At 70.7% G+C, this 21,755-nt stretch carries 8 protein-coding genes; 5 read left to right on the forward strand and 3 right to left on the reverse strand.

The window, feature by feature from the left end; genetic code table 11:
- From gspD to V8Z80_RS16920, 4 genes are all read left to right on the forward strand, one after another.
- Positions 1-1,605 (forward strand): type II secretion system secretin GspD (gspD, locus tag V8Z80_RS16905; RefSeq protein ID WP_336062836.1); only part of this gene is annotated, 1,605 nt, incomplete at its 5' end.
- Positions 1,602-3,092 (forward strand): type II secretion system ATPase GspE, encoded by a 1,491-nt coding sequence (gene gspE, locus V8Z80_RS16910; RefSeq protein ID WP_336062837.1) that lies wholly within the window; start codon positions 1,602-1,604, stop codon positions 3,090-3,092. The genes gspD and gspE, both read left to right, overlap by 4 nt.
- Complete coding sequence (gspF, locus tag V8Z80_RS16915; RefSeq protein ID WP_336062838.1) at positions 3,085-4,290, forward strand: type II secretion system inner membrane protein GspF; 1,206 nt, start codon at positions 3,085-3,087, stop codon at positions 4,288-4,290. Before gspE ends, gspF begins: the two co-directional genes overlap by 8 nt.
- Positions 4,291-4,588: 298 nt before the next feature.
- A complete protein-coding gene (locus tag V8Z80_RS16920) occupies positions 4,589-5,782 on the forward strand; it encodes a substrate-binding domain-containing protein (protein ID WP_336062839.1) in 1,194 nt (397 codons plus the stop codon).
- Between the two features lie 173 nt (positions 5,783-5,955).
- Here the strand turns inward: V8Z80_RS16920 and V8Z80_RS16925 are convergent, their stop codons facing one another.
- The 3 genes from V8Z80_RS16925 to V8Z80_RS16935 all read right to left on the reverse strand — a co-directional run bounded on the left by V8Z80_RS16925 (position 5,956) and on the right by V8Z80_RS16935 (position 8,813).
- Complete coding sequence (locus V8Z80_RS16925; RefSeq protein WP_336062840.1) at positions 5,956-7,053, reverse strand: GSCFA domain-containing protein; 1,098 nt, start codon at positions 7,051-7,053, stop codon at positions 5,956-5,958.
- Positions 7,050-7,826 (reverse strand): hypothetical protein, encoded by a 777-nt coding sequence (locus V8Z80_RS16930; RefSeq protein ID WP_336062841.1) that lies wholly within the window; start codon positions 7,824-7,826, stop codon positions 7,050-7,052. The genes V8Z80_RS16925 and V8Z80_RS16930 overlap by 4 nt, the downstream gene beginning before the upstream one ends.
- 141 nt (positions 7,827-7,967) lie before the next feature.
- Entirely contained in the window at positions 7,968-8,813 is an 846-nt protein-coding gene (locus tag V8Z80_RS16935) for a hypothetical protein (protein ID WP_336062842.1), read from the reverse strand.
- 177 nt (positions 8,814-8,990) lie between these two features.
- Between V8Z80_RS16935 and V8Z80_RS16940 the strand changes: the two genes are divergently transcribed.
- Positions 8,991-21,608 carry a filamentous haemagglutinin family protein gene (locus tag V8Z80_RS16940; protein WP_336062843.1) on the forward strand — a complete coding sequence of 4,206 codons (12,618 nt, stop codon included), beginning with the start codon at positions 8,991-8,993 and terminating at the stop codon, positions 21,606-21,608.
- Positions 21,609-21,755 lie beyond the last annotated feature (147 nt).

Below are 21,755 nucleotides of genomic sequence, written 5' to 3' on the forward strand. Positions count from 1 at the left end.
GGCGCCGGCGCGGCCGGCGGCAGCGGCGCCGCGGGCGCGACACGCACCCCGGGGCTGTCGGCCGGCGGCACCGGCGCGGCCGGCACCTTGCGCGGCGGGCAGGCCGGGCAATCCGGCCCCAACGGCCTGGTGGGCGGCTCGGCCCAGGAAGCCGGCGCGTTTTCGGCCGGCGGCGTCACCGTGATGGCCGACGTCACCACCAATACCCTCATCATCTCGGCGCCCGAGCCCATGTACCGCAGCCTGCGCAGGGTCATCGACGTGCTGGACCAGCGCCGCGCCCAGGTGCTGGTCGAAAGCCTGATCGTCGAGGTCACCGAGGACAACGCGGCCGAGCTGGGCATCCAGTGGATGACCGGCAACGGGCGCTGGTTCGGCGGCGCCGCGCTGGGCGGCTCGGGCGTGAACCTGGCCGGGCGCACCAGCCTGGACGTGGCGCCGCGCGGGCTGAACATCGGCGTGATCGACGGCACCGTCAACCTGCCCGGCGTGGGCGAGGTCCTGAACCTGGAGCTGCTGGCGCGCGCGCTCGAATCGCGCAGCGGGGTGAACATCCTTTCCACGCCCAACCTGCTCACGCTGGACAACGAGCCGGCCGCCATCATGGTCGGCCGCACCCTGCCTTTCGTCAGCGGCCAATACATCACCGACGGCGGCGGCGGCAGCAACAATCCCTTCCAGACCGTCGAGCGCGAGGACATCGGCCTGAAGCTGAACATCCGCCCGCAGATTTCCGAGGGCGGCACCGTCAAGCTCGACATCTACCAGGAGGTCAGCACCCTGGACGACATGGCCTCGGCCAACCTGGGCGGCATCGTCACCAACAAGCGCGCCATCGACACCAGCGTGCTGCTGGACGACGGCCAGATCATGGTGCTGGGCGGCTTGCTGGAGGACAGCGTGCAAAACGGTACCGACGCCGTGCCGGTGCTGGGCAGCATCCCGGTGCTGGGCGCCTTGTTCCGCTACGAGTCGCGCCGGCGCGTCAAGACCAACCTGATGGTCTTCCTGCGGCCCTACGTGGTGCGCGACGCCCGCGCCGGGCGCGGCCTGACGCAAAACCGCTATGACTACATGCGCCGCGTGCAGGCCAGCAGCCAGCCGCCGTCGCACCCCTTGCTGCGCGACATCCAGGGGCCCATCCTGCCGCCGGCCGGCCTGCCGCAGGCGGGCGCGGCCGATTACGACCTGCGGCCGGCGCAATGGGAACAGACCCGCCGCCAGATGCCGCCCGAGACCGAGTCCGCATCGGCGCTGCGCCAGGCGCCGGCCGGCGGCGCGGGCCAGGGCGAGCCCGCGCCGCAGCCCGTGCGCACCCGCCTGCCGGCGGGCCTGACCATCAGCGACGATCCCGAAGCCCTGTACGGCAGCGCCGCCAGCCGGCACAACGTGATCCAGTTCGCCCAGGTGCGCGAGCAGGCCGAGGCCCTGCGCATCGCCCAGCGCGCGCGCATCAGCGGCGTCAAGGCCTATGCCCTGAGCGGGCCGGGCGGCATGGATTACGTGGTGCGCGTCGATGCGCCGCGCGATCCCCGCGCCACCGACGCCACCGTGGCCATCCTGCGCGAGCTGGGCTACAGCCCCGAGCTGGTGGTGACGCCATGAACGCCGCCTTGCCCGATTTTTCGCGCCGGGATGCGCCGCCGGCGCAGCCCGAGGCTGCCGGCCCGGGCATCCTGCCGTACGCCTGGGCCCGCGCGCAGCGCGCCGTGGTGCTGCGCGCCGGCGAACAATACCTGATCCACACCTGTCCGCGCACGCCCGGCTGGGCGGTGGGCGAGCTGCTGCGCGAATACGCGCCGGCCGAACTGCGCCCGCTGGACGAGGCCCGGATGGACGCGCTGCTGGCCAGCGCCTACGCGCAGGCCGGCGACGCCGCCTCGGTGGTCGGAGAGGTCGAGAACGAGGTCGACCTGGACCGCCTCATGCAGGACATTCCCGAGGTCACCGACCTGCTGGATGCCTCGGACGGCGCGCCGGTCATCCGCATGATCAACGCCTTGCTGATGCAGGCGGCCGGCGATGGGGCCAGCGACATCCATTTCGAGGCCTTCGAGACGCATTCGGTGGTGCGCTACCGCGTGGACGGCACGCTGCGCGACGTGGTCCAGCCGCGCAAGGCCCTGCACGCGGCGCTGATCTCGCGCATCAAGATCATGGCGCGGCTGGACATCGCCGAAAAGCGCCTGCCGCAAGATGGCCGCATCACCCTGCGCGTGGGCGGGCGCCCCATCGACATCCGCGTCTCCACGGTGCCCACCGTGCACGGCGAGCGGGCCGTGCTGCGCCTGCTGGAAAAGAACGCCGGCCGATTGCAGCTGGCGGCGCTGGGCATGGCCCCGGATACGCTGGAGCGCCTGACCGGCCTGATCCGCCAGCCGCACGGCATCGTGCTGGTCACCGGCCCCACGGGCAGCGGCAAGACCACCACGCTGTACGCGGCGCTGGGCCAGCTGGACAAGAGCACCAACAACATCCTGACCGTGGAAGACCCGGTCGAATACGACCTGCCCGGCATCGGCCAGATCCCGGTGCACGGCAAGATCGGCATGACCTTCGCCGCGGCGCTGCGCGCGGCCCTGCGCCAGGACCCGGACAAGATCCTCATCGGCGAGATCCGCGACCTGGAAACCGCCCAGATCGCCATCCAGTCCTCGCTGACCGGGCACGGCGTGCTGGCCTCGCTGCACACCAACGATGCCGTCTCGGCCGTCACCCGCATGACCGACATGGGCGTGGAGTCCTTCCTGCTGGCCTCGACGCTGCTGGGCGTGCTGGCGCAGCGGCTGGTGCGCTGCCTGTGCCCGGATTGCAAGCGCCGCGAGGTGCTGGCGGACGGGCGCGCCGTCTACCGCCCGGTGGGCTGCGCGGCCTGCGGCCACACCGGCTATCGCGGACGCACCGGCATCCACGAGCTGTTCGTCATCGACGACGCCGTGCGCCGCCTCATCCACGAAGGCGCCAACGAGCAGGCGCTGCTGGCCGCGGGCCAAGCCAACGGTATGCGCACCATGCGCGAGGACGGCCTGCGCTGGGTCGAGGCCGGCGTCACCACCCACGAAGAAATCATGCGGGTGACGCGCGATGCCTGAATACCGCTACGAGGCGGCGGACGCCGCCGGGCGCATCGAGCAAGGCCGCCTGCAAGCCGACTCGCCGCGCTCGGCGCGCGGCGCGCTGCGCGCACGCGGCCTGACCCCGCTGGAGATCGCCGAGCAGGCGCGCCCGGGGCAGGGCGGTTCGTTATTGGCCCCGCGCCTGTCGGACGTGGACCTGGCCTGGGCGACCCGCGAGCTGGCCAGCCTGCTCTCGGCCAGCCTGCCCCTGGAATCGGCGCTGACGGCCACCATCGAGCAGGCCGAGAAGAAACACATCGCCCAGTCGCTGCAGGAAGTGTGCGGCCACGTGCGCGGCGGCATGCGGTTCTCCGAGGCCCTGGCCCAGCGCCCGCGCGACTATCCGGACATCTACCGGGCGCTGATCCACGCCGGCGAGGACTCGGGCGACCTGGCGCGCGTCATGGAGCGCCTGGCCGACTACCTGGAGGGCCGCGATGCGCTGCGCGCCAAGCTGCTGACGGCCTTCATCTATCCCATCATCGTCGCCGTCGTCTCGGTGTGCATCGTCATCTTCCTGCTGGCCTACGTCGTGCCGCAGGTCGTCAGCGCCTTTTCCCAGGCGCGCCAGGAGCTGCCCGCCATCACGCAGCTGATGCTCGCGCTCAGCGGCTTCGTGCGCGACTGGGGACTGCTGGCCGGCACCTTGCTGGCGCTGGCCTTCTGGGGCTGGCGCCTGGCGCTGCGCAATCCGGCCGCCAAGCTCGCCTGGCATGCGCGGCTGCTGCGCATGCCGGTGGTCTCGCGCTTCGTGCTGGGCGCCAACACCGCCCGCTTCGCGTCCACGCTGGCCATCCTCATCGACGCGGGCGTGCACCTGGTGCGCGCCCTGGAGGCCGCGCGCGACACCATGGCCAACGAACGCCTGCGCGCCGCCGCGCTGGACGCCCTGGGCCGCGTCAAGGAGGGCGCCCCGCTGCACGCCTCGCTGCGCGCGCAGAAGGTGTTTCCCTCCAATCTCATCCACCTGGTGGCCAGCGGCGAAAAAACCGGCGACCTGGCGCCCATGCTGGCGCGCGCCGCGCAGAACCTCTCGCGCGACCTGGAGCGCCGCGCCCTGCGCATGACCGCGCTGCTCGAGCCCATGATGATCGTGGGCATGGGCGGCGTGGTGATGGTCATCGTCCTGGCCGTGCTCATGCCCATCATGGAAATCAACCAGATGGTGCAGTAGGCGGCGCGCGCCGGCCGGAAAAAAGCTCGGGAGTCTCTTGAATTTTTTATGAACCCGAGTTGTTTAGCCCGGGTTCGGCAGGGCGTGCCTGGGAAGCGTTGTTTGTGCATCGACGCAGGACCGTCACACACCCGAACATTCTTCCTTTGGGTGTCACGTGGCAAGCCCAGAATTTCCCTACCGGTCAACGGATCGGCGAGCGGGGAAACCGCCCCGCGCACCTCCGGGTGCATGCATTCCTCATGGCAAGTCTCCCTTCGCAGTTTCTTTCAGCCTTTGTGCTCTATGGAGTTCTGAAATGAAAAAGCAATTTCAACTGAAGATGGTCTCGGCCGCCGTGGCCGTCGGCCTGATGGCCGCCGCCAGCGTGGCGTCGGCGCAAGTGGTCGGTGGCGGTGCGACGCTGCCCGAGCGCCTGTATGGCGCGACGACCGCCCCCACCGGCATTTTCGTGGAGCCCTCGCTGGGCTTCACGGATTTCAGCTACACCGGCGTGGGCAGCGGCGGCGGCAAGGCCGGCTTCCTGAATAACAACCCGGCCTCGATCAACAGCACCGCGCCGAACGTGCACTTCGCCGGCAGCGACTCGGTGCTGAGCGCCAGCGAGCTGAGCACCTACGAGGCGAACCGCCTCGCTACGTGGGGCCCGCTGATCCAGGTGCCGGCCGCCGGCACCTCGGTCGTGATTCCCTTCAACAAGGCCGGTTCGAACGAAGTCAACCTGCTGCCCGCCCTGATGTGCCGTATCTTCGCCGGCACCGTCGCCAACTGGAGCCAGATTCCCGGCTCGGGCCGCAGCGGCCCCATCACCGTCGTTTACCGCGCCGGCAGCAGCGGCACCACCGAGCTGTTCACCCGTTACCTGACGGCCGCTTGCTCGGGCGTGACCCTGACCAGCTCCACCCTGAAGCCCGATGCCAACGGCACGCCGCGCTTTGCCACCACCTCGACCTTCGCGCAGCTGTTCGTGAACAACACGCCGCCCGCCAACTTCATCGAGGCGACGGGCAGCCAGGGCGTGATCGACGCGCTGGGCGCAGCGGAAGGCCGGATCACCTACATCAGCCCGGACTTCATCGAAGGCCCGCTGGACGGCGACAACATCGCCCGCGTGCGCGGCGCCGCGCCGACCACGGAAAACGTGATCGCCGCCCTGGGCACCAGCGCGCCTCCCAGCGGCGCGGCGCGTGACAACCCCGCCAACTGGGTGCCGACCTTCGCCAACCCGAGCCAGGGTTACCCGATCGTGGGCTACACCAACTTCATCGTGGGCCAGTGCTACCAGAATCCCGCCGTGCAGCAGCGCATCCTCGATCTGATCGAGGCACATGTCTTCGGCGATTTCGATGCAAAAGTGGTGGAGCATCGCTTCATCCCGCTGCCTCCCGCCACCAAGGCTGCCATTCTGCAGGCCTTCGTGGAGGGGTCCGACGGGCGTAACCTGAACGTGGGCAACGCCACCGAGTGCAACGGCGTGGGCCGTCCTTCCTGATAAGGGGAAGGGTTCTGGCGGCGGGGCCGCCAGAACTGCTTTTTTTGTCATCCAAGGCCGATGCCCGCAAAAAGGGTGTCGGCCTTGGCTTTGTTCGGGCCTGTTAGCTTTTGCCTCGCGCACATTGCGCCGCTTGCGTGGCGCGTCGCGGCTGGCGCCGGTCTGCGGACGCCTTACGGGCGGTCCAGGGCTTCCTCGTCGCAGATCACGTCCACCACGTGCTGGGCGCGGCTGTAGAAGGTATCGGCAGCCGGGGGGGCTGTCGGGCCGGCTGCGGCGGCTGCCGCCTGGCTGCGGGCCGGGGCGGGCGCTGTTGCCGCCGCATGCTTCAGGAACAGCCGCATGACGTGCTTGACCCCTTGCTCCGTGACCGACCGCAGGTCGGGGGCATAGTATCGTCCGCGCGACAGGTTGGCCGTAATGATTTCGTAGGAAGGAAAATAGGCCACGTTGCCGTGCGATTGGACGATCCGTTCGGCCGCGACTCTGAGAATGGCCTTGGACAGGGTGGTGGACACGGCAACGTGCCTGTCTTCGGCGGTGGCCATGAGCGGCACCGGCGAGACGGTGAGGATCATGCGGGCCTTGGGGTTGACCTGCGCAAGCGCCGACAGGAACTTGCCCAGGTCGGCAACCACGTCTTCCACCTCGAAATTCACGAACTTGTGCCGCGCCGGGTCGAATTCGCCGGCGATGGTTCCCGGGCAGACCGGAAACGCAGCGCCGTCCTCGGCCGAGACCCAGCATTCCGTCAGGCCCAGGGTGAACACGAAGTAGTCCAGTTCCTCGAACATTCTCCGCACCGCGGCAAAGTGCTGCCTTCTGTGCGCCAGGTATTCGGTTTCGGTGGCGAAACCCCCGGGCTCCACGCCCGGCCTGAAGGGGTCGAACCAGCGGCCGGCTTGGGTCCATGCGTCTTCTTTCGGGCTGAACGTTCCGTATGCGCGATCGAAAAGCTGGGCCAGCTGGCGGGCCGTGTAGAGGTTGCCGAACCGCGCCGTGAAGGTGCCATAGCTGAATTCGGCGGCGAGTTCGGGCGGCGCTATGGGATGTGCCGTTTCGGTGACCAGGTAGGTAAATCCCGCCGCGGACATGTGCCGGGATATGTGCTGGGCGAAGCAGCTTCCCGCCGTTGCGACCTTATCCGACTTCTCGATCCGGAAAGGGAAGGAGACCACCGGATCGAACTGGTCCAGCTTCAGCTGCGAAACGCCCTTGCGCCAGAAGGTGTAGTCGGGCCTGTCCGTGTAGAAATGGCTTTTCTTGCTCATGCCGCGTCCTTGATGTCCGGGTATTGTCTGCCGTTGGCAATGGCGCTTAGCACCTTCAGCATCTCGCCGCCGTACCATGCGTTGCCGTGGGTCGCATCGTTGGCATAGGCTTGGGGAAGCAGGTAGCCGTCCCTGTCCATGACGGACGGCGGTGTTGCGACATACCCCACAGTGAGCTTGGCGCATTCTTCCCGCATCACGTCGCAGTAGGCAAGCCAGGTCTTTCTTCGCAAGCTGGCGGGGGCAATGTCAGGCACCTGCGCCGAGGCGCCATACTGTTCGCGGAATACCTGGCCCAGGTGCAGGCGGATGAAGTCGTCGTCGGCCTTTGGAGGCGGCGGCTCGATCTGGTACAGCGGGGCGTTGATGGCCTTGCGAGCCTGGGTCAAGGTCTCGATGCTTCGCTTGACGCCCGCGCTTTCCCGCAGGGCGGCCTTGACCAGCCCGTAAGTCAGGATTTCGGCCCCCGGGTCGAGCGGCAGGCCGGGGTCCTGGGGATGTATGAAATCGAAATGGCGCGGATGGCGCATGAGGCCGATGAGGTTGTGCTCGTTGCCGCCGACCCACGAGAACCAGAACTGCCGCGACGGCGGCGACCCCTTGTCGAAATGGTCTTTCAGCATTTGGCCATCGGAGACGCCTTCCTGCTTGCGCTTGCGCAGCTCGGCGGTATCGGCAATGACGAAATGATCGCTGGCCAGAGGAGGACCTTGCTTGGCCAATGCCTTCCGGAGGCAATAGGTGTGGCTGCGACCGAATACATGGATGTTCACGTTTTCTTCCTTGAATGAAACCCGTGTCGACCTGCGATCAGTTTGTAGCACGTCGGCGTAATCCGTTGCGCAATATACCCATCATCGCGCCGCGCGTATATCGGGTCCGGTTCGCGCCGGAAGAAGCGGCCTTGGAACGCGTCACTCCGGCTGCGTACCGGAGGCGGCCCCAGGCCTGGTCAAGCGCTCGATCGCCGGACCGAACAAGCGGGCGGTGTCCTTGAAACCCGGAGGAAGATGGCCTTTGTCCGGATCGGTGTAAAGCTGCACCGACACGCGGATGTCCGGCCGGCTTGTTCCGAGATGGGAAAGGAAGGGCAAAAGGTGGGCCGTATAGTGGCCTGCATCGGCCATGTTCTGCGCATAGTGGATCGTCGCGCCCGGCTTGGCCCGGGCGAATCCATGTTCCATGACGCTGGTGCGGCGGCGCTCGGCAGGCGTGAAGCGGTGGCGCGAGTTGCCGCAGAATTCCTTCTTGAAGCGGGCGACGGCGCTTGCCCGCTCGAACAGCTCGATATCCGTCTGGGGGTTGATGACGATTGCCGAATCGGCATAACCGCAGGCCAGCGCCATGAGGGCGGCAAAACCGCCGCCCGAAGACCCCATCGCGATGAGTTCGGCCCTAGGGTTGACCAGTCCGACGATGGAGCGTATTTCGGCGATCAGCGCGGGAAAATCCTGCGAGTGCTGCCGGCCCACGAACCAGGCCAGCGACGCCTCGCTGCGGGGCGCGCAGACCAGCGGGTCCGCAACGCACAGTACCGGATGCTTGAAATACTGATGCCAGGACCAGCGGTGAAAAACGGTGCGGCCCCGCAGTTCGGGGTTCGAGACGGCGCCGTTAAAGAGCAGCAGGATGCGCGAGCGGTCGGGGTTGTCGTGGAAGTAGAAGTGGGCAAACTGGCCGTGTCCCGCCGCGATGGCTTCAGTGGCCGTTCCATATGCGGGGAGCGCGCTTGTTCCTTCCATCCGGCCGGTCCCGGTCATTCGAAACACAAGAGAAACATGGTTGGCCGAATATCCCACGGCAGGCGGCAAGCCGCTGCTACCAGACGTTTCGCAAATTGTTGGGGGATTTCCGGCCCGCCGTTCGTCCTAGCACTGCCGGAAGGTCCAGGAACATCTTTTGCCGAGTGTCGAGGCAGTGAGGGATTTATGCGTTTCATGCGTCATGCGAACGAACTGGGACAGGATTCGTCCCGTTTTCGGGGACACCCTGCCTGGGTGCTGACCCCCCTTGCGGCGGCCATCCTGCTGGCCGCGCACGGTTCGGTGCTGTCTCTGGCGCACGCCCAGCCGGCCGGTGGGGCGTGGTTCGCCGCCGGCGCGGGCGCGGGCGGGCAAGCCCGCGCTGCCCAGCGTGCGCCCGCGCCGGGCGCGGCCATCCCTGCGTCGGCCCGCCAGCAGGCGCAGGCGCGCGAGCAGCTTTCGCGTTCGATCGCCAACCTGAGCCGCACGGCCAACGCCATCGCCGCGCAGCAGGCCGCGCAGGAGGCTGCCCGCGCGCAGGCGCAGCACGATCCTTCCGTGCCCGAGGGCCTGGCGCAAGGCGGCCTGTGGGACCGCGATGCCGCGGGCAATCCGCTGGCCTGGCGCGGAGCCCAGCGCCCCGTGCATACCGTAGAGGGCGGGCGCCACCACGTAGCGATCCGCCAGACCGAGAGCCGGGCCATCCTGAACTGGGATACGTTCAACGTCGGCAAGAGCACCACGGTCGAGTTCCAGCAGCAGGCATCGGATGCGGTGCTCAACAAGGTGGTGGGCGCCGATGCCCGTCCCAGCCAGATCCAGGGGCAGATCCAGGCCGAGGGCACGGTCATGCTCGTCAACCAGAACGGCGTGGTCTTTAGCGGCACCAGCCAGGTCAACGTGCGCAATCTGGTGGCGGCGGCGGGGCGCGCCGACCAGGCGCTGGACACGCAGTTCCTGGATCACGGGCTGTATTCCAACGGCTCGGCGCCGACCTTGCGCGAGGCGGCCGGCCCGGTGCTGGTGCAGGCGGGCGCGCGCATCGCCACCCATCGGCCGGCATCGGCCACGCAGGGCGGCGGCTACGTGCTGCTGGCCGGCAGCCAGGCGCACAATGCCGGCCATATCAGCACGCCAGGCGGGCAGACGGCGCTGGCCGCGGGCGAGAGCTTCGTCATTGCGCGGGGATACACCCCGGACGGCAACCCGGCCTCGACCACGCGCGGCAACGAGATCACTCCCATCCTGTCGGGCGCGAGCCTGTCCGACCCGCAAGGCAGCGTCGGCACTGTCGTCAATACCGGGCTGATCCAGGCCGCCACGGGCGACATCACCCTGACCGGGCGCAACGTCACGCAGGCGGGGGTGGCGGTGGCCACCACCTCGACCTCGGCGCGCGGCACGCTGCATCTGGTCAATCCGGCGCAGGCCAGCGCAGGGCAAGGCCGCGTGACGCTGGGCGAGCACAGCGTCACGGCCATCGTGCTGGAGGAGACCGGCGCCGCGGCGCTGGACAGCCAGCGCGAGGCCGGACGGAGCAACCCGGAGCCGGATAGGCAGGGTCCGTATGTCCTGGACGATTTCCGCGATCTGTCGCGCATCGAAATCCGCACGGACAACACGGTCCAGTTCCAAGGCCGGGACGACGGCGCGGGCGGGGCGCTGGCCTTGGCCACCGGCGGCCAGATCGTGGTCGACGCGGTCCGGCGCAGCCTGCTCGAAGCGGGCGCCGAACTGGACGTCTCGGGCGCGGTGGGCGTGCGCGTGGCCATGGAGGCCAACAACCTGCGGATCGACGTGCAGGGCAACGAGCAGCGCGACGCGCCGGTCAACCGCGAAGGCGGGCAGCTGAACAACAGCAGCGTCTGGATCGACCGGCGCACGCTGGTGCACGTGCCGGCCGGCACCAACGGCTACGAAACCGACCGCTGGTATACCGCCGGCGGGCTGCTGGAGGTGGGGGGCTACCTGGCCACCAGCGGGCGCACGGTGGGCGAGTGGATGGCCCAGGGCGGGGTGGTGCATTTCACGGGCGGGGACGTGGTCGCGCGCGCCGGCTCGCGCATCAACCTGTCGGGCGGCACGCTGGACGTGCAGGCCGGGCGCATCCGCCAGAGCTGGCTGCGCGGCGAGGACGGCCGGCTGTACGAGGTCTCGCGCGCGCCGGGCGACCTGCTGTACCAGGGGCTGTACCGGGGCTACGAAGCGGCCAGCGCGCGCTGGGGGGTGACGCGGCATTACTACAATCCGCTGGTCGCGCCCGGCCAGCGCAGCGAGCAGGGCTATACCGTCGGACGCGATGCGGGCCGGCTGGTCATCGGCACGGCCAATGCCGTGCTCGAGGCCGATGTGCTCAGCCAGGTCTATCAAGGGCCGCGCCAGAACCAGGCGCCGCAGGCCGGGCTGGATGGGCTGCTGCAGCCGCAGACGGCGCTGGCGCGGCGCGGGGCGCTGATCGTGGGGCAGTGGCATGCGGTCTTCGACCCGGAAACGGGCCTGGCGCGCGACGGGGTCGAGGCCGGCCCGGTGCGCGAGATCGTGCTGGGCGCGCCGCCGCCGCAGGCCGAAGCGGTTGCGCTGGACGACGAGGTGGCGCCCGGGCGCGAGGGCGTGGTGCAGCTCGATGCCCAGCGGCTGTCGGCGATGGAGCTGGGCATGCTGCGCGTGGCCGCCAGCGAGCAGGTGACGGTGCTCTCGGCCCTGCAGCTGGCCGAGGGCGGGCAGATCATCCTGCACGGGCCCGGCGTGTCGGTGCTGGCGGACCTGACCGCGCAGGGCGGGCATATCGGACTGGGCAATGTGTACCAGGGCCTGGCCAGCAGCAACACGTGGCAGGACCTCTTCATTGGCGCGCCGGCCGGCGGCGCCGAGCAGGTGCTGATCGGCCCGGGCGTGCGGCTGGATGTAAGCGGCGCCTGGACCAATGCCTTGCTGCACGAGCAGGACGAGGCGCTGGCCGGCGGCTGGCGCCAGGCCTGGCGCCACGGCGGCACGGTTTCGGTGCGCAGCCGCGGGGCGGTTTCGCTGCAGGACGGCAGCGCGGTCGATGCCGCCTCGGGCGCGGCGCGGCTGGCCGACGGGGCGCTGCTGGGCGGGCGCGGGGGCGGCGTCACGCTCGAGGCCGGGGCCCTGGGCGGCGATGGCAGCCAGGCGGGCCTGGCCCTGCACGGCGCGCTGCGGGGCTACGGCGTGGCCGGCGGGGGCACGCTGGCGCTGGTCGACAGCGGGCAGGTGGTGATCGGGCAGCTGCCCGGCGATCCGGACTCGCCCTTTGCCCAGGCTGGCACGGTGCTGGAGCCGACCCTGTTCGGCAGCGGTTTTGCCGACTATCGGGTCACCGGCGGGCAGGGCCTGCTGGTGGCCCCGGACACGCAGCTGCAGGTGTTCATGCCGGTGCTGCGCGGCACCGGCGATATGCAGGCCGGCACGGCGCAGGCCGGGCTCGAGGTGTGGCTGCCGCCGGCGTTCCAGGAGGATCCGGTCTCTGCGGTCATGACTGCCCGGGGCGGGGCCAGCCTGGCGCTGAACGCGGGCACTGCGTTCAGCGCCGCGGCCGATCGGGCCCGGGTCCACGCGCACCTGGCTGGCGGCAGCCATATAGAGGTGGACGCGGGCCAATCCATCACGGTGCGCAGCATCGGCGAAATCCTCGCCCAAGGGACCGTGCGCGCCCACGGCGGGCGTATCGAGCTGAGCCAGGTAAGCAATGTGATCGAGGCCGAGGACCTGACAGGCGAAGGCATCGCGCACCAGCGCGCCATCCGCGTGGCTGGCACGCTGGATGTCTCGGGCCTGGCAGTGAGCGCGCGCTCGCGCGACGCACGCCGCTACGGCCAGCTGCTCGATGCCGGGACCATCGTGCTGGGCGGCACGCTGGACGAGGCGGCCGGCACGGCCAGCGCCTCGGACGTTTTTGTGGTGGTGCAGGACGGGGCGGTGCTCGATGCGCGCGGGGCCGCCGGCCAGTTCGACGCGCCCGGCGCCGGTGCCGGCGTCTTCGCCAGCCATGGCGGCGCCGTGTCCATCGTTTCGTACAACGGCATCGTCCTGGACGGCCAGGTGCTGCTGCAGGCCGGCGGGGCCGGCGCGCGCGCAGGCAGCCTGGCCATCGGACTGGAGTCGCCCTATTATTCCTCCCGCGCGCCGCTGGACAACGCCGTCCTGGCCCCGCGCGAGATCGTGCTTACGCAAGACGCCCCCGCGCGCGATCCGCAGGCGCCGCTGGCCTATGGCAGCGCGCGCCTGTCGGCCGAGCAGCTGGCGCGCACCGGCGCCGATGAGCTGGCCCTGTACAGCAACGGCCTGATCAGCTTCGAGGACGATGTGCGCCTGTCGGCAGCCCAGGGCATCCGGCTCTATGCCGGCGCGCTGGCCCTGTCCGAGCAGGCCGCCGAGGGCATTGCCGTGACGCTGGCCGCGCCCTACGTGCGCCTGGGCGGCGTCACCGGCGCCACGACGCAGGACAACTTCCGCCACGCCTACGTCGATGGCGGGCGCTCGGCGCGCCCGGCCACCGGCAGCTTCACGGTGCAGGCGCAATGGCTGGACGTGCGCGACCTGGTCACCTTCGGCGCGCGCAGCAGCTACCGCAATGCCCAGGACCAGGCCGTCACCGTGGACCGGCGCGGCTTTGCCGACGTGCTGCTGGCCAGTGACGGCGACATCCGTTTTCTGCGCGGCAATACCAGCCGCGCTACCGTGCTGGCCGCGCCCTTGCATCTGACGCTCGCCGGCGCGCAGGTCTATCCGGCCACCCATGCCGTGGCGCGCGTGCTGGCCGGTCCGCTGCAAGGCGGCGCCTCCTATGCCGCCGACGGGCTGCTGCGCATCGTGCGGCCCGAGGGCTGGCAGGATGCCGCCGAGCCGCCCGTGCCGCTGTCGGTGTTCGGCTCCTTGGCGCTGGGCGCGGCCGCCGTCGAGCAGGCCGGCGTGGTGCGCGCGCCGCTGGGCAGCATTGATGTGGGCACCAGCAGCCAGACGACGAGCGGGGCCGGCGACACGGCGCAGGTGCGCCTGCTGCCCGGCAGCCTGACCTCGGTCAGCGCGCAGGGCCTGGTCATGCCCTACGGCGGCACCATCGACGGCATTACCTACGAATACGGCGGCCAGGCCGTCAGCCTGGCGGGCTTGGGCGGCGTGGCGCCCGACGGCCGGCTGGCCACCGGCGTGACGCTTTCGGGCACGCACGTGCAGGTGGAGGGCGGCGCCGTGCTGGACCTCTCCGGCGGGGGCGAGCTGCTGGGAGCGGGCTTCGTGTCCGGCCGCGGCGGCTCGACCGACGCGCGCCTGCATCCGCTGGTGCGCAGCACGGACGGCGGCTTCGTGCTGCCGGGCCTGGCCGATCATCCGGTCTATGCCATCGTGCCCGGCCTGCCGGCGCACTACGCGCCCCTGGCGGCCGAGCATGGCGCGGGCGATCCGCTGATCGGCCAGACGATCACCCTGGGCCAGGGCGTGCCGGGCCTGCCGGCAGGCACCTACACGCTGCTGCCTTCGAACTACGCGCTGCTGCCCGGCGCCTACCGGGTGGAGCTGAACCTGGCCGACGCCCGGTCGCTGGGCGCGCCGCGCGCGCCGGCCGGCGCGCTGGCGCTGCGCAACGGCTCGTGGCTGGCCGGCGGGCAGCTGGGCCAGGTCCAGACCGGCGCGCGCGATGCGCGCGTGCACGCGGTCACGCTGACCGCGCCCGACGTGCTGCGCCGGTATTCGCAATACGACGAGACCAGCTACGCCGAATTCATCGTGGCCGCGGCCCAGCGCCAGGGCATTGCGCGCGCCATGCTGCCGGCCGATGCGCGCGGCCTGCAGCTGCGTTTCCTGCCGCGCGCAGCCGGTCAGGACCCGGCCCTTGCCCTGAGCTTCGAGGGCAGCGCGCGTTTTGCGCCGGCCGAAGGCGGCTATGGCAACGGCGCCTCGGTGGTGGGCAACGCGCTCGTGCGGGGCAGCGAAAGCTTCGAGATACTGCCCGAGGGCGCCGCGCCCACGGCGGGCTTCGCAGGCGTATCCCTGCCGGCCCCGGCCCTGAACGCGATAGGCGGCGACCGGCTCTCGATCGGCGGGGCGGTGGCCAATACCTACGGCACGGTCGGCAACCAGCTGCGCTTGCAAAGCGTGGATACCTCCAGCATCTTCCTGCGCGGGGGGGCCGAGCTTGCCGCGCCGCAGGTGCTGCTCATCAGCGGCGACCAGGCCGCCGGCCAGATCGTGGTCGAGGCCGGGGCGCGGATCAACACCATCGGACAGGGGGCCGTGGCCTACGACAGCACGCACGGCTTTGTCTACGTGCCCGAGACGAGCACGGTGCTGGCCGTGTCCAACGGCTGGCTGGACCTGCTGGCGCCGCGGGCGCCCGATGAATTCACCACCATCGGCGGGCAGGTCGCCGTCGGCCCATGCCCCCCGGGCGCGGCGTGCGCCGAGCCGGCGCGCCTGTATTCCGAAGGCACCATCGCCGTGGCCACCAACAAGGACATCGTGCTGGACGAGACGGTGCGCTACGGCACGCGCAACCTGGCGCTGGCCGTGGGCGGCATCAACGTGGGCTCGGCCGGCGCGCTGGCCGGCGCCGCGCAGCGCGGCGCGCTGCCCGCGGGCCTGACGCTGAACCAGGACGTCATGGACCGCCTGCTGGCCGGCGATACCGACTTCGGCACCCCGGCGCTCGAGGGCTTGTTCCTGACCGCGCGCCAGTCGGTCAATTTCTACGAGTCGATCGCACTGTCCACGCTCGACCCGGCCACGGGCCGCTCGCGCCTGCAGGAACTGGTGCTGGGCACGCCGGCGCTCTACGGCTACGGCCAGGCTGGCGACCTGGCGCTGATCCAGACCGGCGCGCTGATCTGGAACGGTTCGGCCGATGGCGCGCCCGAACCCTTGCTGCAAGGGCCGGGCCAGGGCGCCGGGCAATTGCGCATCGAGGCCGAGCGGATCGAGTTCGGCTATGCGCGGCGCGCCCAGCCTGACACCGTGCAAAGCCAGCAGCGCCAGGTGCTGGGCTTTGCCCAGGTGCAGATGCAGGCCAGCGAGCAGGTCAGCGCCAATCACAAGGGCACGCTGGCGGTGCACCAGTCCCGCGGCGAGCATGTGGCGGGCCAGGGTTTCCAGTACAGCGGGGCGGACCTGGCCATCAGCACCCCGCTGCTCACGGCCCGGCCCGGCGCCGATCTGTCGGTGACGGTGGGGCAGGACCTGCGTATCGACGGGGCCGCCGGCGCCGATCCGGGCGCGGTCGATGCCCTGGGCGGCACGCTCTCGTTCGCCGCGCGCGGCATCGTGCTCGATACCGCCGTGGCCTTGCCCAGCGGCCGGCTGTCGCTGGCCGCCGGGCAAAACCTGGTCTTGGGCGCGGGTGCGGATATCGACGTCTCGGGCCGGGCGGTGGACTTCTTCGACCAGACGCGCTACAGCTGGGGCGGCGAGGTGCTGCTGCACAGCGCCGCGGGCGACATCACGCAGGACGCGGCCTCGCGCATCGACCTGTCGGCCCGGCACAACCAGGGCGGACGCCTGTCGGCAGTGGCGCTGGGCGAAGGCGCGGGCGTGGTCGCGCTGGCCGGGCGCATCCTGGGCGCGGCCAGCGGCCTGTACGATGCAGGCGGCACGCTGGTGCCCTACCTGGGCGCGGGCATCGAGGTGCGCGCCCAGCGCCTGGGCCAGGGGGCGCTTACCGACGAATTCGCGGCGCTGAACGCGCGCTTGAACGAGGGCGAGGTGTTCGGCGCGCGCAGCTTCCAGTTCAAGCAGGGCAGCCTGACGGTGGGCGATGAGCTGCGCGCCAATGCGGTGCAGCTTTCGATCGATGGCGGCAGCCTGACGGTGGCAGGCGCCATCGACGCCAGCGGCGCGCAGGTGGGCAGCATCCGGCTGGCCGCCGCGCAGGGCTTGACCGTGGCCGGCACGGGCGTGCTCGATGCGCACGGCACCTTGCTGCGGGTGGACGGCCACGGCCAGATCATCGATGCGCCCAACCGCGCCGTGATCGAACTGGACGCGGGCCAGGGCGCGCTGGTGCTGCAGGCCGGCGCGCGCATGGACCTGCGCCACGGCACGGCGCCGCAGCCGGGCGCCGCGTCCGATGGGCTGGCGCGCGGCACCGTGCAGCTGAGCGCCCCGCGCCTGGGCGCCGATCCCACCGTCGCGCAGGTGGCCGTCCAGGCCGGCGGGCCGCTGGCGATCGAGGGCGCGCGCAGCATCGCCCTGAACGCCACCTGGCGCTACGGCGACGACGGTCCCGATGCGGTGATCCGGCCCGGCTCGGAAACCACCGAGGGCCGGGATTACCGCCTGATCGACCAGGCCTATCTGGACGCCCGGCATGCCGAAAGCGCGGCCTTCATGCAGGCGGCGCTGGCGCAGATCCGCGCCGGCGGGGCGCTGGCCGGCCAGACGGCCGGCCTGCGGGCGTATGCCGACGCCTTTCATCTGCGCCCCGGCGTGCAGATCGAAACCGTCCACGACCTGCTGGTGCAAGGCGACCTGGATCTATCGGGCCATCGCTACGACAGCCTGAACCCGAACGTCAACGCTTTTGTCCCGGGCAGCCGCCCGGGCGAGGCGGCCTATGGGGCCGGCGAGCCGGGCCGGCTGGCCATGCGCGCCCAGGGCGATCTGTACGTGCACGGCAGCATCACCGACGGCTTCACGCCGCTGCAGACCGATATCGACACCGCCGGATGGGTGCTGCAGCCAGGCGTGCAGCCCTTCGAGGCGGACGTGGTGATCCCGCGCCTGGGCATTGCCTTGCAGCAGGGCACGACATTTCCGGCCGGCAGCACGCTGAACTACGACCTGCCCGTGCAAAGCCTGAGCCTGCCGGCCGGCACGGTGCTGCCGGTGGCGGCCGAACTGGCCGCCGGCTTCGACGTGCCGGCCGGCACGGTGCTGCCCGGCGCGGTGACGGTGCGCCTGGCCGACGGCAGCACGCAGCTGGTGCCGGGCGGGCAACCCTTCGCGGCGGGCATGCGGGTGCTGCCCGGGACGGTGCTGCCGGCCGGCACGCGCCTGCCGTTCGATACCCAGGTGCGCAACCTGACCTGGCCGCGCGGGGTGGAGCTGCCGGTGGCCATGACGCTGCGCGGCAGCCTGAGCCTGCGCATCGGCGCGGTGCTGCCGGCCGGCAGCAACCTGGTGCTGAACCTGCCGGCTGGCCAGGAATCCATAGCCCTGCGCGGCACGCCCACGCACAACTGGGCGGCGGCCCCGCTGCTGCCGGCCGGCAGCCTGTCCTGGGGCTTGCGCCTGGCGGCTGGCGCCGATCTCCAGGCCGCCGACACGCGCGCCGTGCGGCCCGATGCCGGCGCGGGCAGCATGGTGCTGGCCGATTCGCACTACTCGGTGGTCATGACGACGCCGCCGCCCGGCCTGCAGCTGGTTTGGAAAGCCGATAATCCGTATGGTCATCCGGAAAACACGATCGTCCATCCGGCAAGCCAAGCGGGTTGTTTGCGGCGCGATATCTGCCATTGGGTCGAGCTTCCTTCCGTACCGTCGCCGAGCCTGTTGGGCCAGGGCTTTAGCGTCGTGCGCACAGGCGTCGGCGATCTGGATCTGGCCGCGGCCGGAAACCTTTCCCTGCGCTCGGCCTTTGGGGTGTATACGGCGGGCGTCGAAGCTGCGGGACAGGACGCGTTCTCCGTCCCGGCGTTCTACCAGCCGCGCGGGGCCAGCAACGATGGCGCGGTGCTGGGCGGCGGCTTTGACCAGGAGTCGCTGGTCGATGGCGGCGCCCACAGCGTCTACCAGGCCTGGTATCCGCAGGGCGGCGGCAACGTCCACGTGGCGGCTGGCGGGGATCTGCTGGGCTATGCCCGCACGGACAACTTCTCCGCGCGCCTGCAGCCGACCAGCGCCGCCGTGGGCAACTGGCTGTGGCGCCAGGGCACCGGCACGGGCAGCGGCGCCGACCATGTGCCCACCGCCTGGTGGATCAACTTCGGCACCTATGCGGTCGAGCCCTTCCTCCCAGGCACCGATGAAACGCGCCGTCCCCATCTGGTGGGCTTTACCGGCATCGGCGCGCTGGGCGGGGGCAACGTCACGATGGACGTGGGCGGCCATGCCGGCGTCATTGATCCTTCCGTGCAGTTTCCCACCCATAGCCAGGCGCTGGTGGTGGCGGTGGGCGGCACCGGCCGCGTGCTGCAGGACGGCAGCCTGCGCCTGACCGGCGGGGGCGACATCCTGCTGCGCGCCGGCGGCAGCCTGAACGCCCTGAAGCCGCACGCGCCGATCGATGCGAGTTTTTCGACCGACAACCGCGTGGGCGGCGCGCTGGTCAACCTGCGCGGACACGTCCAGGTCCAGGCCGGCGCGCTGGGCGCCTTGCAGGCTTTCTACCTGGGCGGCGGGCAAAGCGGCGACGCGCAGCGGCCTATCGACTTTTACCGCGCCATGTCGGCCAAGGCCCTGGCCGGCACCGTCTTCGTGCCGGGCGATGCGGTCTTCGACGTGGCCGCGCGCGGCAATCTGGTGCTGGGCGGGGTGGGCGACCCCGGCCGGGTAGCCCAGCGCAGCGCCGTGCCTTTCACGGTTGACGGCGTATCCTATCCGGGCGGCCAGTCCAGCTTCTCGCTGTGGACGCCCCATACGGCCATCAACCTGGCCTCGGCCGGCGGCAGCCTGACGCCCTCCACCCAGATGGGCGAAAGCACGGGGCCCTCCATCAGCACCCTGCGCACCGGATACGACTATTCCGCCACCGACGGGCGCTTCGTCTATCCCTCGCGCCTGGCGGCCGTCGCCTTCTCGGGGGACATCTATGCCGGCGATGCCGCCATGCAGGGGGTGGACGCCGCCCGGCGCTATGGCCACTACGGCCTGCTGCTGGCGCCCAACGGGCAGGGCGCCGGCTACCTGGACCTGCTGGCGGGCGGGTCGCTGTACGGCGGGGGCTACGTCATCAGCCGCTCGGGCGCGGCCATCGAGGCCACTTCCTCGCCCTGGCGCCCCGCTTTTGTCGGACGCAGCGCCATCAACACCATCGTGGCCAGCAACCGCAGCGCCCTGGGGCCTTACCAGGCGGCTTCCGAATCGCTGGCCCCGCTGTTCGCCTTCGGCAGCCAAAGCGCGGCCCTCGCGCCCGAGCTGCTGCTGATGCCCACCCGCTTCTATGCCGTCGCGGGCGACGTCGTGGCCCTTGCCACCGGCGGACAGCTGAGGTTCTCCACTGTCTCGCCGCGCAGCGGCGCGACCTGGTATGAAGGCGCCGGGCCTTTGCGTTTGCTGGCGGGCGGCGACATCGTCGCGGTAGGCCACGGGCTTGGGCAAAGTGCGCTCATCCCCGGCGAGATGGGCGGTTCGCGTTCGGGCGACGCCGACCGGTTCGTCTCCGGCCTGATCGTCCACAGCCACGACACGGACGTGTCGGTGGTCTCGGCCGGGCGCGACATCCTTTTCAGCAGCTTCAACGTGGCCGGCCCCGGCGTGCTGGAAATTTCGGCGGGCCGCTCCATCCGCATGGACGATCGGGCCTCGGTCACCAGCCTGGGGCCGGTGGCGCCGGGCGATACCCGCCCGGGCGCCTCCATCGTCATGCAGGCCGGTTTCGGCGCCGCCGGCGCAAACTACACGGGCTTCCTGGCGCGCTACCTGGACGCGGCCAATCTTGCTGACCCGGATACGCCCCTGGCCGAGCAGCCCGGCAAAGTGGCCAAGACCTACGAAGAGGCGCTGATCGAGTGGCTGGCCGCCCGCTATGGCTTCCAGCCTTCGGAAGGCGGCGATGCCGCGGCGCAGGCGCGCGCCTATTTCGCCGCGCTGCCCGCCGAGCAGCAGCGCATCTTCGCGCGGCAGGTTTATTTCGCCGAGCTGCGCGAGGGCGGCCGCGAATACAACCAGGCCGGCGGGCCGCGCTTTGGCAGCTATCTGCGCGGGCGCCTGGCGATTGCCGAGCTTTTTCCCGAGACGGATGCGCAGGGCCAGGCGATGGCCTACCAGGGCGACATCACGATGTACGGCGGCGCCGGCGTGCATACGCTGGTGGGCGGCGACATCCAGATGCTCACACCCGGCGGCGGGCAGACCTTCGGCACCGAGGGCGAAGCCCCGCCCGCCAGCGCCGGGGTCATCACCCAGGGGCAGGGCGACATTGCCTTGTATTCGCTCGAAAGCATCCTGCTGGGCCAGAGCCGCATCATGACCACGTTCGGCGGCAGCATCCTGGCCTGGTCGGCGCAAGGCGACATCAACGCGGGCCGCGGTTCGAAGACCACGGTGGTGTACACGCCGCCGCGGCGCGTCTATGACAGCGTGGGCAACGTGACCCTGTCTTCGGACGTGCCCAGCACCGGGGCGGGCATCGCCACCCTGGCGCCGATTGCCGAGGTGCCGCCGGGCGACCTGGACCTGATCGCGCCGCTGGGCACCATCGACGCGGGCGAGGCGGGCATCCGTTCTTCGGGCAGCGTCAACGTGGCGGCGCTGCAAGTGGTCAACGCGGCCAACATCCAGGCCCAGGGCGAGACGGTAGGCGTGCCGGCGGTCGCGGCGGTCAACGTCGGCGCCCTGACCGGCGCCAGCGCGGCCTCCACCGCCGCGGCCGATGCGGCGCAGGAGTCGGTGGCGCGCACCCGCGCGGCCGCCCGCCAGAACCTGCCGTCCATCATCAGCGTGCAGATCCTGGGCTTTGGCGACGAGGCGGCGGGCGGCGAGGCCGGCGCGGCAGCACCCGCCGGCACGGGCTCGCCGCAGGTCCGCGCGCCCGCCTACGACCCGGCCAGCCCGGTGCAGATGGTGGGCAGCGGGCAAAACTACGACGCCCGGCAGGTGGCCAGGCTGACCCCGGAAGAACGGCGCGCCTTGCAACAGTCGCCTTGAGGCGGGCATGCCTGGGAATCGGCCTGTTTCCTGTCGGGGAACAGGCCGTTTTTTTTCGTGCCCAGACGCGAGACGGCCCGCCAAGCCTATATGAATAGACGGAAATTACATGGAAGCATGGATTGAATAAAAAATGCGGGGGTTTTG

It is taken from the genome of Orrella sp. JC864, from assembly GCF_037026685.1.
Taxonomy (GTDB): domain Bacteria; phylum Pseudomonadota; class Gammaproteobacteria; order Burkholderiales; family Burkholderiaceae_B; genus Orrella.